Genomic DNA, 13,565 nt, shown 5'->3' on the forward strand with positions numbered 1-13,565 from the left:
GTCAGCGCCGCAGTGCGCTACGCAGACACCGCCGGCCTCCCCGTCACGGTGAGACCTACGCCGGCACCGTAGAGCGCTGCGACTGGCCGGCCTTTCTTCACGCGAGAGCCGTGCGGGCAGCGGATCCGTGAGCGATGATCCCGCCATGACGAGCCTCCCCTGGCGCCCAGTGCGCACCCTCGAACTGAACGACAAGCTGATCCCCGACCCCAACGCCCAGCACATCAAGCTCGACCGACTCCACAGCGTGCGAGTCGCCATCGACGGTTCCTTCCTCCACATCGATCCGCGGCCGGAGGGCGAATGGAAGAAACCGGGGGAGTTCACCATCTACACGGTCCCGGCGAGCAACGTCCTAGTCATGGAGTCGCAGGAGCAGGTGAAGTCCGGCAAGGTCGTCGGATTCTGAGGCTTGGGCCCTGCAATCCCGCCCCCGCTTCTGCAGGCGGCGGGGTGCTTCGTCGTACCGGCTTGCAGATGCCCAGGCCCGAAGGGGCAGTCGTACGTCGCCGCACCGCAGCTCCCGGCGTACGACCGGCCGCCTGCCTCGGACGTCACCGTAGTACGCCGCGACGGAACCCAGGAGACCCGGCCGGCCCTCGCCCCGCGGCTGTCGCTGGGCTCGTACGATCCCGCCCGCGTCAAGCCCCAGCGGTCAGAGGAGAAGTGCGGCAGCTGCGACGGAGTGTTCAAGGAGGGGCAGAAGAAGCAGCGCCTGAACGGCCGTCTCCGGCACCTGCCCGGCGAGTGCGGGTCCTTTAAGGCGGTGCAGCCGGTCCAACCCCGTCCGACGGGGAGGGAGGTCCCCCTGCACGAGAAGGTCGCCCGCCGGTTCTGGATCCGCCGACGTTGCCCCGTCTGCGGCTCGAAGGCCGGCCAGGACTGCATCGACCCGGGCGAGCAGGGTGGCGAAGCGGTTCAGCGGGAGCACGGCCACGACGAACGGATCATGCCGATCGTGGAAGAGCGTGAGGCAGCCGCGAAGACCAAGAAGGGCCAGTGCGCGGAAGACCAGCGGACCGGCCGGGGGACCGCGAGCATGGTGCCCGCCTACAAGTTGATGAACGTCTCGTGCCCCGTGTGCCACGCGAGACCGGATGCCGAGTGTGCGCTGCCCGCCAGCTCACACCAGGCGCGGCGGGACCTCCTCTCCCGCCGACTCAGCGGCAACGGTGGCCGCCGACGCCGGTAGCCCCTCGTCCCACTCCTCAAGGGCCGTACGCAGCCTGCCGCCCGGCGCCGTCCCGATGCCCGACCGGGGCGACGTCGCCCGCGCCCACCACTCCGCGCAGGACGCCGGGAAGCCGACCGTTGGGCAGCCGGCTGCACTGCGGACCACGGCCTGAGCCAAACGTTGTAGATCAGCACTTTCCTGTTACTGGCGGTTGTCCCGGCGTAGCGTGACGGGTACACGCCTGGTACACCGCCCATCGCGGTGCGCCGAGAATGGGGAGCCGTGCAGGCAGGGACCGTGCTGGATGGCCGCTACCGGCTGATCGAATCGATCGGCGCGGGCGGGTTCGGGGAGGTCTGGAAGGCGCACGATCCCAAGATCGACCGGCTTGTGGCGGTCAAGATCCTCACCGGCGACGGCGGCACAGACAATGACCGGCAGGTGGTTCGGTTTCGCCCGCGAGGCGGCGGTCGGCGGCGGCCTGTCCCACCCGCATATCGTCACCGTGCACGACGCCGCCAGCCCTCTCGTCGAACTCGTTGTCCTGGACGAGGCCGAGGAGACCGCCCTGCTCGCGGCCCTGTTGGTGGGCCGAGTTCTGCGCGACAAGCTCCTCCACGATGAGGGTCGTCTCCTCAGTGCAGGCAGGCGGTGGGGCGTCATCATGTTGGGGTCAGCGGCGGATTTGGATGGTGACCTTGATGGCCGTTCCGCCGACGATCGCCGCGCCGAGACCTGCCACTGGCCCGACGAGTTCGATGTGCCCGGTCAGGATCAGCAGCACGACCGCGAGTGCGGTGAGCAGTGCCGCCATGGCCAGCAGCCAGCGGATGCTGCTGGTGATGAAGCTGGGGTGCGTGGGGCCGTCAGGGGAGGCGGCGGACATCTGATTCTCCTTGTGAGGTGCGTCGTTGGCCGGTTGGTATGTCTGACGATGCACCTGCGGGGGAGGTCGTCGAAGCGGTTGGATGTTGTGCAGGCGACAACGTGGGGTTGTCCCGGGACAACTGTGGCGGCGTGATGGGTGTGAAGAGGGCGGGTCGGCCGTGGGCTCCGGCACGCGGCAACTGCGCGGAGATGAACCTCCTCGTGGAGACGGTCCGCTCCTGGCTGGACGACGCTTGCGTGACAGTGACGGGATTTCACCACCGGCTGACCGATGACCACTTCCATGACCAGCATGTGCCGCCGCTACGGAAGCTGCGCGACCTGCTCTCCGGCGCGGACCTGCCGTGGGAGCTCGTCGAAGCGGCAGCCGATGTCTGTTTCACCGGTGAGTCTGCGACGCAGACGGAAGCCCGCCTGGCTCCGCTCAGGGAGTTATGGGAGATCGCCCAGACCGCACCCGCGGCGGCGGTGAGCAGTGATGCGCTGCCGTCGGTGGCCCGCGAGCTGCTGGAGGCCAAGGACAGGACGATCGCCGCCTACCAGGAGATCGACCGGGCCCGGCAGGCATTCCAGGCCAGTGAGCACGGTCGCCTTCAAGCGCTCCAGATGGCCACCATGGTGTTCGTTCTGCTGGGCCAGGCCCAGGCCACGATTGCGGATCTGAAACGGCGGGCCGACGGCTTGCAGATCGCTGTGCCCCCGGCCCCTGCCCAACTCGCTGCCGTTGAACAGCACCTGGAACGGGCGGTTGTTCAAGAACACGATCTACGCAGTGAGCTCGGGCGTGCCGAGCAGGAGCGTGACACCGCTCAGCAGGTTGCAGATCATGCCGCGCGGCGCATTCAGCAGCTGGAGCGGGAGCTCAGCCAGTTCCGGGTGGAAGCCGGGCAGCCGTATGAAGCGCCTGCGGCCCTTGACGCGCTCCCGGTCGTGCGGGAGGCGGACATGCCCGCAGGCAACGCAGCCGTCGATCAGATCGAGCAAGCGCTGGGAAAAGTTCGTTCCGTGCTCGATCGCGAGCACGAGGCGGTGCGGGAAGCCGCCGACTCGGTGGGCTGGCGACCAGCCTCGGACGACGGCGTAGTGGTGGCGGGGGAGGTTCTCGCCACCGGAGAGGGGTTGTCCCGAACTACTGCGGACAACCCCTCAGGCGACACGGCAGCCGTTGTCGAGCGTTCCGGGCAGGCAGGCGCCGATCGTGTTCGGTACGTCGGGGCGGCGACGCGACGGATCGCCCGCGGCATCGATCACGACGAGATCGTGCTCGGTCTGTGCCGGGCCACCGTCCCCACGTTCGCCGACGCGATCCTCGTGTACCTGCGTGACCCGCTGCCGGTGGGCGACGAGCGCCCGACCGGCCCGGTGATATTCCGGCTGCACCGTACAGACAGCATCCCCGAGGAGCCGGACACCATCAGCGCCCGGCCGCCCACGCAGCCGAATCCGGGTCCGGAGATGACCGTCAGCGCGAAGGTGCGGCCCGGCGGCCCGCTGGCGGAGGTACTGCGGGGCGTGCGCCCGCAGTACGGGGACGGGCAGACGGCTCGGTCGGCTCTGGCAGAGCTACTGGGCCCGAATATCCGGCTGCCGGACGGCCACCGGGTGATTTTGGCGCCCCTGTGCGGACGCCGGCGAGTGATCGGCACTACGGTCTATGTGCGGCGGGCAGACCGCCCGGCGTTCGAGCCGGACGACCTGTTGGTGGGGGCACAGCTGGCGACACACACCGCGCTGAGTGTAGAAAAGGCGGCCTTACGCGGGCGTGAGGCGGACGCTGTGGACATGCTGCAGCGAACGATGCTGCCGCTCTATCTGCCGCAGCCGGCCGGTGTCCAGCTGGACAGCCGCTACCTGCCGGCCGCCAATACGGCTCGGGTGGGCGGCGACTGGTACGACGCGTTCCCTCTGCCCGGAAGCCGAGTAGCCCTCGCCATCGGTGATGTCATGGGGCGCTCGATGACTGCGGCCGCGGTCATGGGACAACTCCGCGTCATGACAAAAGCGTTGGCGGGGGAGGGCAGGCCCCCGCAAGAGGTGCTCCGCGGACTCGACCGGACGGCGCTGGAGCTGGGTGATGAGGCGCTGGCAACGTTCCTGTTTGCCGTGTACGACCCAATCGCGGACCGGGTCACCATCGCGAACGCGGGACACCTGCCGCCCGTCATGCTGCACCCCGGTGGCCGTACGGAGGTGCTGCGGGTACCGACGGGCGCGCCTATCGGCGTGGGCGGGGTGGACTTCGAGGCGGTGGAGCTGGACGCGCCCGCGGGCGCCACCCTCCTCCTCTACACCGACGGCCTGGTGGAGTCGCGGATCCGTGATGTGTGGACCGGCATCGAGCAGCTGCGGGAGCGGCTGACGCAGGTGGGCCGGCTGACGGGCCCCAGTGCCCCATCGCTGGAGGCGCTGTTCGACGAGGTGCTGGACATGCTGGACCCCGGCGACCGCGATGACGACATCGCGCTGCTGGCGGCCCGGTTCGACGGAGTACCTGACCGGAAGCCGTAGAAACGCAGCATGCCGCCATGATCGCAGCTGGTTGCCGGTCACCGCAGATCGCCCAGGCCGCCGACGATGACTTCGGCCCGGGCTTGCTTTGACGGGCGGTGTGTTCGGGCCTCATCGACTTGGAGCAAGAGGCATGGTGCCTGTTGTGGCTGGACTCCGTGCCCGGTTCCACCCACCCCGATGCCCAGGCGGCCACGGCCGCATCCTGCGACCAGTACCCGCAGTGGGAGAAGGCGGTTTACGTGTGCCGACGGCCCCGTTGAGCCCCGCCGAGCACTGACATACGTGACGCACCGATGCGAAAGGGGGCGGCCTCCCACGGAGGCCACCCCCTTTCGGGAATGCCCCGCGACTACGTCGGCCCATCGCATGGCGGAGCCTCCTCGCGGCGCCTGTGACACTGTCCCCCACTGGGGCAGTTCCGACTGCGGAGGGGAATCCAGGATGACGACGCATGCCTGGGTGAACCCGAACCCGCCTGGTTCGAAGCACTGGTTGAGGATTGGATCAACACCGCTCCCGGCGTCGTCGGTATCGGGGCCGCCCGCCCCTTTGATGTCCCCGTCACCGTAGACGTGCGCCGTACGCCGCCGGCCGACGACGTGGAATTTCAGCAGGCCGAGCACGTGACCCAGGCCAGCCTCGCCCTTCCCTCCGGACGCCTGCTGATCTCCATGCAGGAGTTCGACGACGAGCTGCCCCGCATCCGCCTCACCCCAGGCACATACGCCGTGCGCGTTTACTCCAACGGCCTGCACACCATCTCCGAGGACGGGCTGGACGGCGAGGACCGCTACCACGTGGTGCTCTGGCCCATGGACGAAGACCACCCAGCCCAGGTCCTCAAGCGCTACCCCGAGCCCCTTCCCGGCGGTTGACGCCACCGAGCGCATCGGATCGCGCCCAGATCGCCACGGTGGTCCACGTCGCCGTGGCGGCTGTCGAACGATCGGATGATCCGAAGGAAACGCCCTACCAGACGATCTGCGGGTCGGCGGCCAGCCCGGCCAAGATCTGGCTACTGCGGCACTGAGCGCCGACTGCCAAGATCACGGGGACGATGCTGACTTCCTGCTGACTCGTCGGCGTGAGCTATCTCCGCAATGCGCCCTTTTAGGATGTCGGTGAGACCCTCGGTTTCCCGGCAGGGCTCAGCCTGGGGGCAGTTGCTGCCCTTCCTTGGAGGCGAGGAGAATGTCGTAATTCTCGCAAATTCCTAATTAGGGAATTGCGAGGACATGGATTACACCTGCGTGCCCCTGGGAGAGCGACCCTACGATCTCCCCAGGCAGGTGGGCAAACATGCAGGTCGGAGCCGGTTTCTGCGTCCCTTTCGGCATGTGCACGTGTGGCAGGCTGAAACCGGGTCTGGCAGGGCTGATGCTGACTCGATGCTGACTTTCCTGATGGTCCATCAGGAGCGGCGTCGGGGGCGCAAAGGTCAGCAGGTTGGCGCCAGGTGTCGCCGTGCCATGGCGGACGGCGTCATTGGGCCTGTGGTCGGCCAGGTCAGCCTGGGGCGGTGGGAGTTCTTGCTGGCGGTGTGCTGGGCACGCCGGGACGAGGTGTGTGGGTGCCTCTCCGACAGAGCGTCATGGGTGGGGATGTCGAGGGCGAGGGGGGATCCCGCATCGACCGTCGTGGAAGTCCGGGCTTGGCCCGCGCCCCCTCCTGGCATCAAGCTGCTGCGGCCGTCCACTAAACGGGAGGCCACCCGGCCCGACGAGCCGATGCTCAAGAAGGTCCGCCAGCTCATCGAGTCGGTCAATGACACAGTCAAAGGCTGGCTCGACCTGGAACAACACGGGGGTCGCTCCGCTGAAGGCGTCACCGTCCGCGTCGCCCAGTGCATCCTCGTCCTGACCGCAGCAATCTGGCACGGGTGACCGGTCAGGGCGAAATCCCCCGAAGAGCTGGTGCCCCTGACAAGATCAAGGGGTGGATACAGGAGTTGTAGCACTTGTTGCGGGGGTGACAGGAGCCGTAGGCACTGGACTTTCGGCCCTCGTGGCGAACAGGTTCGGGAAAGCTGTCGACCGAGAACGGGCTGCGCTGACCGAAGAACTTCTGCCGGACAGCGCTGTGCCTGAGCACCCGACGCCGGAGGAGAAGGACAGTGCGAAGTTCACCAAGCTCTTGATCCGGTACTACAGCTATGGACTTACGCAAGCACGAGCGAGCTTCTACGTAAGCCTCTTCGCGTCGATCATCGGCGGTGGCATTCTGATCACTGGGATCGGTCTCGCCATCTTTCACGCCGATACCATCGGTGATCAGTACGCCTCGATCGTTTCCAGCGTGGCTGGGCTGCTGACCGTGGCGATCGGAACACTGTTCCACAAGCGAGCTGATGCCGCGCTGCGCCATATGGAGTCTCAGAGCAGGGGGCTTCGTGAGGACATGAAGCGTCAGAGTGATCTGGATAAGGCGATTGAGCTGCTAGGTGAGGAGCAAGAGCCGTCCATCAAGGCACATCTGCGAGCTGCGGTAATCATCAAACTGTCGAACTCTTCATTGCCCACACTGCCTAAAGCCGAGCGGAGTGGGCCGGTCGATGGCCAGTCCAGCTCCTCCTGATCTTCAGGCCACAGGGACCAACGGGCGCTTGGCCTTGGCCCGGGTGGCCAACTCGGTCATCGCGACGTCCAGATGCCGGAAGAGCTTCTGACCTCGGTGATCGAGGCCCGACTTTCAGGTGGCCTCGGCGGACCCACGAATAGACCGTTACCGAGCTGATGCCCGCTAGCTCGGCGGCCTCGCGGGCCGTCAGTCAGATTTCGTCCTCCACTGAAGCCCTCCCGCGCATGCAAAAGGCCCCGGACCTCCAGAGGAGTCGGGGCCAGCATGAGGACGCAATTACCCTACTGATCGCGATTATGCGGTGCACTAGCACAAAGCGCAGATACCCCGTCATGACGGGCGTCACGGGCCCGGCAACGGGTTCTCCGCTCGGTAGGCAGTTCGCTGAGCCTCCAGCATCTTGAAGTTCATCGTCGCTGGAGGCAGGGGCTCGCCCCGGAGGAAAGTTGCAATCGACTCGATGCCCTCCTGGGTCGCCCTGTAGCTCCACTTGAAGTGGATCAACGCCTCAGGCTCATCGCCGGGAGGTGCGCACTTGTAGTCAGTCATGACAGCCAGCACAGTCTTCAGGCGCGCTCGAAGCTCGATTGCCTCGGGTATCAGGAGCGAGCAGTGTTTTGCCGTGCGACCGCGCTCCAAGATGATCCCGTAGAGGTCGTTCGCCTCATCATCGAGGCCGGTGAACGAAGACCACCAGGCGGTCATTTCTTCTTGGGCCGCGAGCAGCTCGGTCAGCGTGGCCTCTCCGGCGGCCCGTGCGTAACCCTCCCATCTCTCTTGCCGGGCGGTGTCCTTCTGCTGGCGGTGCTGGAGCCACCCACCAAGGAGGGCGCCCGCCGCACCGACTGAGGCCCCGATCAGGCCGATCCACCCCGCTGATACCTCTGCTTCCACAGGGGCATCCTGCCTGGCCGGCTCGCTCGATGGGGTCACAAGGCCGAACTTGCCCTGAGGGGCGTCATGACGCGTCTGACGGAGGTTGGCGCCCCGTCAGCTCGTCCGCTTGTTCCACGAGAAACTCGAAGTGCCGACGCCTGCGCTCCTCGAACCCCGCGAGCTTTTCCCGTTTCTTGATCACATCTTCCGAAAGAGAAGGAATGGAGTCCTGGCGGAGATGGGNCATCTTCCGAAAGAGAAGGAATGGAGTCCTGGCGGAGATGGGCCGATAGGACGTCGATCATGTCCTCCGTCAATTCCCCGACCCACTTGACGGCGAAGAAGTGCCTAGCCCCGGCCGCCCTGTACCGACGCGTCAGGTTCAGCAGGACCATGATGCGCTCGTGGACTTCACGGTTGGGAATGCGAGATACGGCCAGTTCCACGTTCTTGATGTGCCCCATAGCTGTGTCAAGCCACGGGAGGTGGTCATCTATGTGGGCCGTCACCTCGTCGCCCCTGAGGGTCCCCAGGAACTCGCCATTCGCGATCAACTCCGACAAGGCGGTGTCGGTAGCTGCCTGCCCCAGCTCCAGGAGGTGTGCCTCCTTGGCCTGGTCCCTCTGGTGGTTAAGGGTCAGCTTGGTAGCGATCAAGGACGTCGCGCCACCGATGAGTGAGCCGAGCACGGCTCCGCCGAAGCCGATCAGGCCCGAGAGGACTTCTGGTTCCATGCGTCATCCCTCCGTCGGGTCGGGGTAGTTCTGCCAGATAGCGCCCGGAAATGGCTGCCGACGAAGCACCGTTCCCATGACGGTTCTGATGTCGTTGCAGAGGGTGATGTACCTCGGAGGGAATCCGTCTGGGTCACCTACCCAATCAGCCCGGATGAGGATCTCCGCGTGGCATCGGCTCAGAAGATTCCGTATTTCCTTGTCGGAGAACCTGAGCGCCTGCTCCTCTAGTGCCCGGTTCATCCGCTGAAGCTCCTTATGCCACTCTCGACCGTGCGGGCTCCGTGTATCGCCGACTCCTCGGGCGAAGTGCTCCTGGATCGCGTAGCTCAGTCGGATGCACTCGTTGGCCGCCGCCTCGGCAAGGCCCAGCAGATGTGCACGCTCGGCCTCATGGGCCGTCTTGCGTTGCTGCCAGACGACCGCCCCCGTGGAGACCGCCGCGCCCACCAAGGCTCCCCCGAGGCCGAACAGCCCCGCCAACGTCTCTGCTTCCACAGGTAGATCATGCCGACGGGGCCAACCCGCGTGGGGCTGGAACCGTGAACTCCGCGGGTGAGCAGTTCACTTCCTCTGCGACGAGCCCTGGAGCGCTTCAGGGAGTCGTCCATCTCCTTGGCCGGCTCAAAGGGTTCCTGAGGAGGGGTACGACGACCTCTGCTCCAGCCATGGGCTAGCGCAGCGCGAGGGCTCGCTCAGGTGGCGAGGGCGGAGGGCAGGGTCTTCAGGTGGGGCTCGGTGGCCTCGACCCGCTTCCGGCTCTCCCGTGCGGTGCCCTCAGACGAGGGCAGTCCCGCCTTCCCCAAGGCGTCAATCATGTGACGGGTAGCGGGACGGTGCTGGCCGAGGCCGTCGTACAGACGGCGGAACACGGCGTCGATCCGGTCCCACTGCGTCAGCGGCTCCTGGAGCTGCTCCGGCTCCCTGACGGGCTTGGGGGTGTTGCGTCACGACGGGCTCATCCACAGGCGCGTGGACCGCCCCTTGAGTCTCCGCGGAGGGCTCCGGACCCCCGGCCTCTACTGGGGCCATCCCGTAGCGAGTGCCGCCCCCGTCGTGGCTACCGCCCCCGCCAACGCGCCCAGTACTGCTGCCACCCCTGCGTCCATGCGGGATACTCTGGCAGGTCACCCCAGGGCGTTGATGGCCCTGACGACGCAGGTTCTCGCCTCCGTGCTGTGCACAGCGGTCCGGGGGAGCTCAACGAACGCCTTGAGGTACGTGCGGATCTCGCCGGGGGCTGTGAGGTCAGGAGCTGCCTTGATGCTGCGAGAGCAACTTGGCGTATTCCTCTGTCTTTGAGGTGATGGCCTTCGCCAGCTCACGCAGGTCGTCCCGGAGGGGGGCGCGCCAGTCCTTGATCCTGTGATTGATCGAGATGCCAAGTCCAGAAAGTGTCACAAGGTGGCCCTGTAGCTCCTTGAGCAGCAAATTGTGCCTGTCCAGCTTGTTGATCTCCTCCAGGATGGTTTCCGGTGGCACCTCCCCCTTGAGCTTGCTGATGAACAGTGCGGTTGTGTAGGTCCCGACACTCTCGTTGGCGGTTTGCAGGGCTTTCTTCAGTTCAGCGTGGGCCCGTTTGATGCGCCTGCGCTCGTTCTCGCGGGCCTTCTCGGCCTGCTTCCGCTCATCCTCGCTACGTTGCAACTCTGCCTGATGGTTGTCGTCGAGCCGGGCGTGCCGGAGCTGTTGCGTCTTCTCTCGGTCCGCCTGCTTCACCTTGAACCGGTGGCGGAGATCACCGGCCCATGCCTTCGCTGCCTCGACACTGGCGATACGCCAGGCAGCCACCATGCCGCCCAGGAAGCCGAACAGTGCGCCGCCGAGCAGCGCCGCCCAGTCGATCAACTCAGGCCCTCCCCCGTGTCCGTGCCTGTGGGGCTGGACGGTAACGCGGGGAGTGGAGGTTACGCCGGACCTTGGCTTGATTCAGCCCCTGATGTGTCCTGTCCATTGCCTGCCAGAAGGCCGAGAGGTCAGCTTGACCAAGGTCGGCAGCAGGAAGTTGCAGCCGGTCTCGACGCCACCGTACGGAAGGCGCGCCGGGAAGCTGCGGCCGTGCCAGAACAGCGGGACCGCTGACCCCGACGATCACCCTTCTGGCACGAATCTGGCACGCATCGCACTGGCACTCTCAGCTCGGGAAGCTCGGGTGACCTAGGGGGAGTTGGGCGTCTGGCCTGCGGGGGAGTGGCCGGGCGACCCTCGACGCCGACGGCTCGTCGCCCGCCGCGCTCGCTGATGCGGTCGGGCGCCACCGGCGGGACCTGCTGGGCCCGGCAAGGCCGCCCCGGCCGGCTGCCGGCGACCTACCACCGCACCCACGGCGTCACCTACTTCCACGGCTGCTACTCGATCGGCGACGACAACCTGCGGGGCGTCAACCGTCGCCACAAAGGGGCGGCCAACACCCTGGCGGCACTGAAGTCGATCCGCGCCGCACGCCCGGACGGCGCCCCGATCTACGTGATCCTGGACAATCGCTCCGCCCACAAGGGAGCGAAGATCCGCGCCTGGGCGAAGAAGAACAAGCAGGTCTTCGCGTCACACGTGCGGACTGACCCCAGTTTGGTGATGCGCAGCTCCCACGGGTCGCAATCCCGCGGGTACGGGGAGCCGCTACACCCCGCCACCCGCAAGGGCAGGACCCGGGGACCAACCCCGCGGGCGCGGGCACGCGTCGACGCGGCCGGCGGGTGCCTGGACGCGGGCTGCCGGAGCGGAACTCGCGTGGACAAGCCTCCGGGTGTGTCCGCTCGATCGCGCCGTGCGGCCGATGAGCCTTCTCGCGCCCCGGTCAGGCGGGCGGATCAGCGCAGTCCGGCGAAGAGATCGTTCTCGGGTACGGTCGCGCCGGTGGCGTCCTTGACACGTACGAAGGTCTCCATGCCCATCAACTCGCCGAACCTCTCCTTGCCCATCTTGAGGAAGAAGATGTTCTCGCCCTGACTGGCGTGCGCGGCCAGCGCATCGAACTTCTGACCGCTGAATGCGGTGGTGTCCACCCACGTAGTGATCTCATCGTCGGGGAGGCCGATTTCGGCTATCGCGGCGGCCTCGGCAGGATCCGGCTCCGGCATGTCCTCATGAAACTCGCGCATGGTCTCCCCGAACCGCTGCATCATCGAGCGGGGCATCGTCGTCCAGTACACCTTCGGTTTCAGTGCGGTCGTCTCCAGCGCCGCCATCGTGATGCGGTGGGCCTGGATGTGGTCGGGGTGGCCGTAGAAGCCGTTTTCGTCGTAGGTGACGACCACATCGGGTCGGTAGTGCCGCATGAGTTCCGCAAGTCGGGCGGCGCCTTCCTCCACGGGGGTCTGCCAGAAGGATCCGGGGGCGTCGTTGCTGGGCCAGCCCATCATCCCGGAGTCGGCATAGTCCAGCATCTCCAGATCGCTGACCTTCAGGACGTCACAGCTCGCCTCGAGTTCTTGACGGCGTATCAGAGCGACGGCCGCCGGATCGTGCTCGGGATCGCTCGGCTTGACACCCCCCGGCCCGTCACCGCAACCGCCGTTGGTACACGTCACGAGAACCGTGCGGATGCCTTCCGCCGCGTACCGCGCGAGGACCCCTCCGGTTCCGGTGGCCTCGTCGTCGGGGTGGGCGTGTACTGCCATGAGCGTCAAGGGCCGGTCAGTCATGAAAGAGTCCTCCTGCAGAAATACGTCTTGTTCCGAACTCGCGGCGGGCGTACCGCGATCCTGGGGCCCGGATCCTGGTGGGGCGGACGACCTTGTGGTCTCCGTGTTCCCCGCCCGTGCGGCGCCGGTCCCTCGGTCGATGCAACCGTGCCGACCGGCCCGGCTGTTCCCGGCGCGGCCGTGGCCTTCCAGGCTTCGGGTTTCAACGCGAACGAGGTACAGGTGCGACCTGCCGTCCTGTCGCACTGCGTCTGGCGTGTGGTGGGTTGCTGACCAGCGCGGTTGCCAGGTCGTTTGAGACCGACTGTGGCCAGCGTTCTCAAGCGACCTGGCTTTCGCGGAAGTTTCGTTCGCGATGGATGACTGGAGCGCCGCCAAAATCGCCAACAGTATCTGCCGGAGATCGCCGTTCTCCATGGTGCTGCGATTGAAAAGCCCCGAACTCGCCCTCGCCGCCTCGGATCTGCACGTGGTGATGTCCTGTGCAATGTGCACCTTTACCTGTACGCGGTGCTGAGCTGCACTGTTGATGGGGAGTCGAACCCCCGCGTTCCTCATCACGCGCCAGGAGTGGGCTGGAAAGCCGCCAGCCCTCGGCGGGTGCACGCCTCCGAAGCTGCTACCTGCTCCACATCGTCCCAGCCGGCTGGACTGCTCAGTCCAGCAGATCGACCTCCCAGTTCGTGCGCTGGATACGCACATCGACCTCGCGGATCTCCCGGGCGAGTGCATCCGCCTGACCGCGCAGTTCGGCGACCGGAAGCGCGGAAAGCATCATCAACCCTGGGGTTCGTGGACCTGCTCCCCAGTCTGCTGCTGGCCGGGCTGGGCCAGGGCTTCCAGCTCCCGGTGCTGCTGCGGATCGTGCTCTCCGGCGGACCGGGCGGGGGTGGGCAGCGGGGTGATGGTGACCGCGCAGCAGTCCTCACTGGCCGTGGGGGTGGCGACGCTCGGCACGCTCTTCCTGGCGGTGTCGCCCGGGATGGGCACGGGGAACGCGCTGGTGGTGACGCTGCTGGTGCAGCTCGGGGGGTGACGGGGCTGCTGAATCTGCGGCTTCCCCGGGTGGTCGGCCGAGAGCTGAGCGGGACCGGCCGCGCCCGGTACGGCAGCAGAGCCCCGATACGGCAGCAGGGCCCGGACCGCGCGTCGCGGTCCGGG

General features: G+C 66.8%; 13 protein-coding genes and 3 pseudogenes. 8 read left to right on the plus strand and 8 right to left on the minus strand.

Annotated elements, in window-relative coordinates; all coding sequences use genetic code 11:
- Positions 1–145 precede the first annotated feature (145 nt).
- Together DY245_RS22295 and DY245_RS22300 are read left to right on the plus strand one after the other, a co-directional pair.
- Complete coding sequence (locus DY245_RS22295) at positions 146–409, plus strand: hypothetical protein (protein ID WP_128509015.1); 264 nt, start codon at positions 146–148, stop codon at positions 407–409.
- 3 nt (positions 410–412) lie between these two features.
- Complete coding sequence (locus tag DY245_RS22300; RefSeq protein ID WP_128509016.1) at positions 413–1,192, plus strand: hypothetical protein; 780 nt, start codon at positions 413–415, stop codon at positions 1,190–1,192.
- A gap of 388 nt (positions 1,193–1,580) precedes the next feature.
- On the opposite strand, the gene DY245_RS44555 is transcribed toward DY245_RS22300, so the two are convergent.
- Both DY245_RS44555 and DY245_RS22310 read right to left on the minus strand, forming a co-directional pair.
- Positions 1,581–1,793 carry a hypothetical protein gene (locus tag DY245_RS44555; protein ID WP_181923811.1) on the minus strand — a complete coding sequence of 71 codons (213 nt, stop codon included), beginning with the start codon at positions 1,791–1,793 and terminating at the stop codon, positions 1,581–1,583.
- A 54-nt stretch (positions 1,794–1,847) separates the two neighbouring features.
- Positions 1,848–2,060: a hypothetical protein gene (locus DY245_RS22310; RefSeq protein ID WP_128509017.1), complete on the minus strand. Its 213-nt coding sequence runs from the start codon at positions 2,058–2,060 to the stop codon at positions 1,848–1,850.
- A gap of 203 nt (positions 2,061–2,263) precedes the next feature.
- Here DY245_RS22310 and DY245_RS22315 point away from each other — a divergent pair, with 203 nt between their 5' ends.
- The 4 genes and pseudogenes from DY245_RS22315 (at position 2,264) to DY245_RS22330 (ending at position 7,147) form a co-directional block, all read left to right on the plus strand.
- Complete coding sequence (locus DY245_RS22315; RefSeq protein ID WP_244943195.1) at positions 2,264–4,570, plus strand: PP2C family protein-serine/threonine phosphatase; 2,307 nt, start codon at positions 2,264–2,266, stop codon at positions 4,568–4,570.
- Positions 4,571–5,196: 626 nt separating this feature from the next.
- Positions 5,197–5,448, plus strand: coding sequence for a hypothetical protein (locus DY245_RS22320; RefSeq protein WP_220377931.1), 252 nt, complete (start codon positions 5,197–5,199; stop codon positions 5,446–5,448).
- Positions 5,449–6,243: 795 nt separating this feature from the next.
- Positions 6,244–6,456: pseudogene (locus tag DY245_RS22325) on the plus strand (IS982 family transposase); the annotation flags it as partial.
- Positions 6,457–6,577: 121 nt separating this feature from the next.
- On the plus strand, positions 6,578–7,147 hold the full coding sequence (locus DY245_RS22330; RefSeq protein WP_128509019.1) for a TRADD-N-associated membrane domain-containing protein: 570 nt from the start codon (positions 6,578–6,580) through the stop codon (positions 7,145–7,147).
- On the opposite strand, the gene DY245_RS48360 is transcribed toward DY245_RS22330, so the two are convergent.
- The 4 genes from DY245_RS48360 to DY245_RS22355 all read right to left on the minus strand — a co-directional run bounded on the left by DY245_RS48360 (position 7,098) and on the right by DY245_RS22355 (position 10,608).
- Positions 7,098–7,340, minus strand: coding sequence for a helix-turn-helix domain-containing protein (locus DY245_RS48360; RefSeq protein ID WP_425329428.1), 243 nt, complete (start codon positions 7,338–7,340; stop codon positions 7,098–7,100). The genes DY245_RS22330 and DY245_RS48360 overlap by 50 nt on opposite strands.
- 152 nt (positions 7,341–7,492) lie before the next feature.
- Complete coding sequence (locus DY245_RS22340; protein WP_128509020.1) at positions 7,493–8,044, minus strand: hypothetical protein; 552 nt, start codon at positions 8,042–8,044, stop codon at positions 7,493–7,495.
- A gap of 719 nt (positions 8,045–8,763) precedes the next feature.
- Positions 8,764–9,258 (minus strand): hypothetical protein, encoded by a 495-nt coding sequence (locus DY245_RS22350; protein WP_128509022.1) that lies wholly within the window; start codon positions 9,256–9,258, stop codon positions 8,764–8,766.
- A 750-nt stretch (positions 9,259–10,008) separates the two neighbouring features.
- The gene (locus DY245_RS22355) at positions 10,009–10,608 is read right to left on the minus strand and encodes a hypothetical protein (protein WP_128509023.1); all 600 of its coding nucleotides are present in this window, start codon (positions 10,606–10,608) and stop codon (positions 10,009–10,011) included.
- A 408-nt stretch (positions 10,609–11,016) separates the two neighbouring features.
- Here DY245_RS22355 and DY245_RS46590 point away from each other — a divergent pair.
- Positions 11,017–11,292: pseudogene (locus tag DY245_RS46590) on the plus strand (IS630 family transposase); the annotation flags it as partial.
- A gap of 278 nt (positions 11,293–11,570) precedes the next feature.
- Here the strand turns inward: DY245_RS46590 and DY245_RS22365 are convergent.
- Together DY245_RS22365 and DY245_RS47570 are read right to left on the minus strand one after the other, a co-directional pair.
- Positions 11,571–12,404, minus strand: a complete 834-nt coding sequence (locus DY245_RS22365) for a PIG-L family deacetylase (RefSeq protein ID WP_128509024.1) — start codon at positions 12,402–12,404, stop codon at positions 11,571–11,573.
- 655 nt (positions 12,405–13,059) lie between these two features.
- Positions 13,060–13,182, minus strand: coding sequence for a DIP1984 family protein (locus DY245_RS47570; protein WP_280524992.1), 123 nt, complete (start codon positions 13,180–13,182; stop codon positions 13,060–13,062).
- Positions 13,183–13,187: 5 nt separating this feature from the next.
- Here DY245_RS47570 and DY245_RS46595 point away from each other — a divergent pair.
- Positions 13,188–13,478 (plus strand): annotated as a pseudogene (locus tag DY245_RS46595) (MFS transporter); the annotation flags it as partial.
- Between the last annotated feature and the right edge of the window lie 87 nt (positions 13,479–13,565).

Source organism: Streptomyces inhibens (genome assembly GCF_003389455.1).
Classification (GTDB): Bacteria; Actinomycetota; Actinomycetes; order Streptomycetales; family Streptomycetaceae; genus Streptomyces; species Streptomyces inhibens.

Excerpts from the sequence above, each read along its gene's own strand:
- DY245_RS22295 (WP_128509015.1), top strand. The coding sequence starts at position 146 with ATGACGAGCCTCCCCTGGCGCCCAGTGCGCACCCTCGAACTGAACGAC.
- DY245_RS22310 (WP_128509017.1), bottom strand. The coding sequence starts at position 2,060 with ATGTCCGCCGCCTCCCCTGACGGCCCCACGCACCCCAGCTTCATCACC.
- DY245_RS22365 (WP_128509024.1), bottom strand. The coding sequence starts at position 12,404 with ATGACTGACCGGCCCTTGACGCTCATGGCAGTACACGCCCACCCCGAC.
- DY245_RS47570 (WP_280524992.1), bottom strand. The coding sequence starts at position 13,182 with ATGATGCTTTCCGCGCTTCCGGTCGCCGAACTGCGCGGTCAGGCGGAT.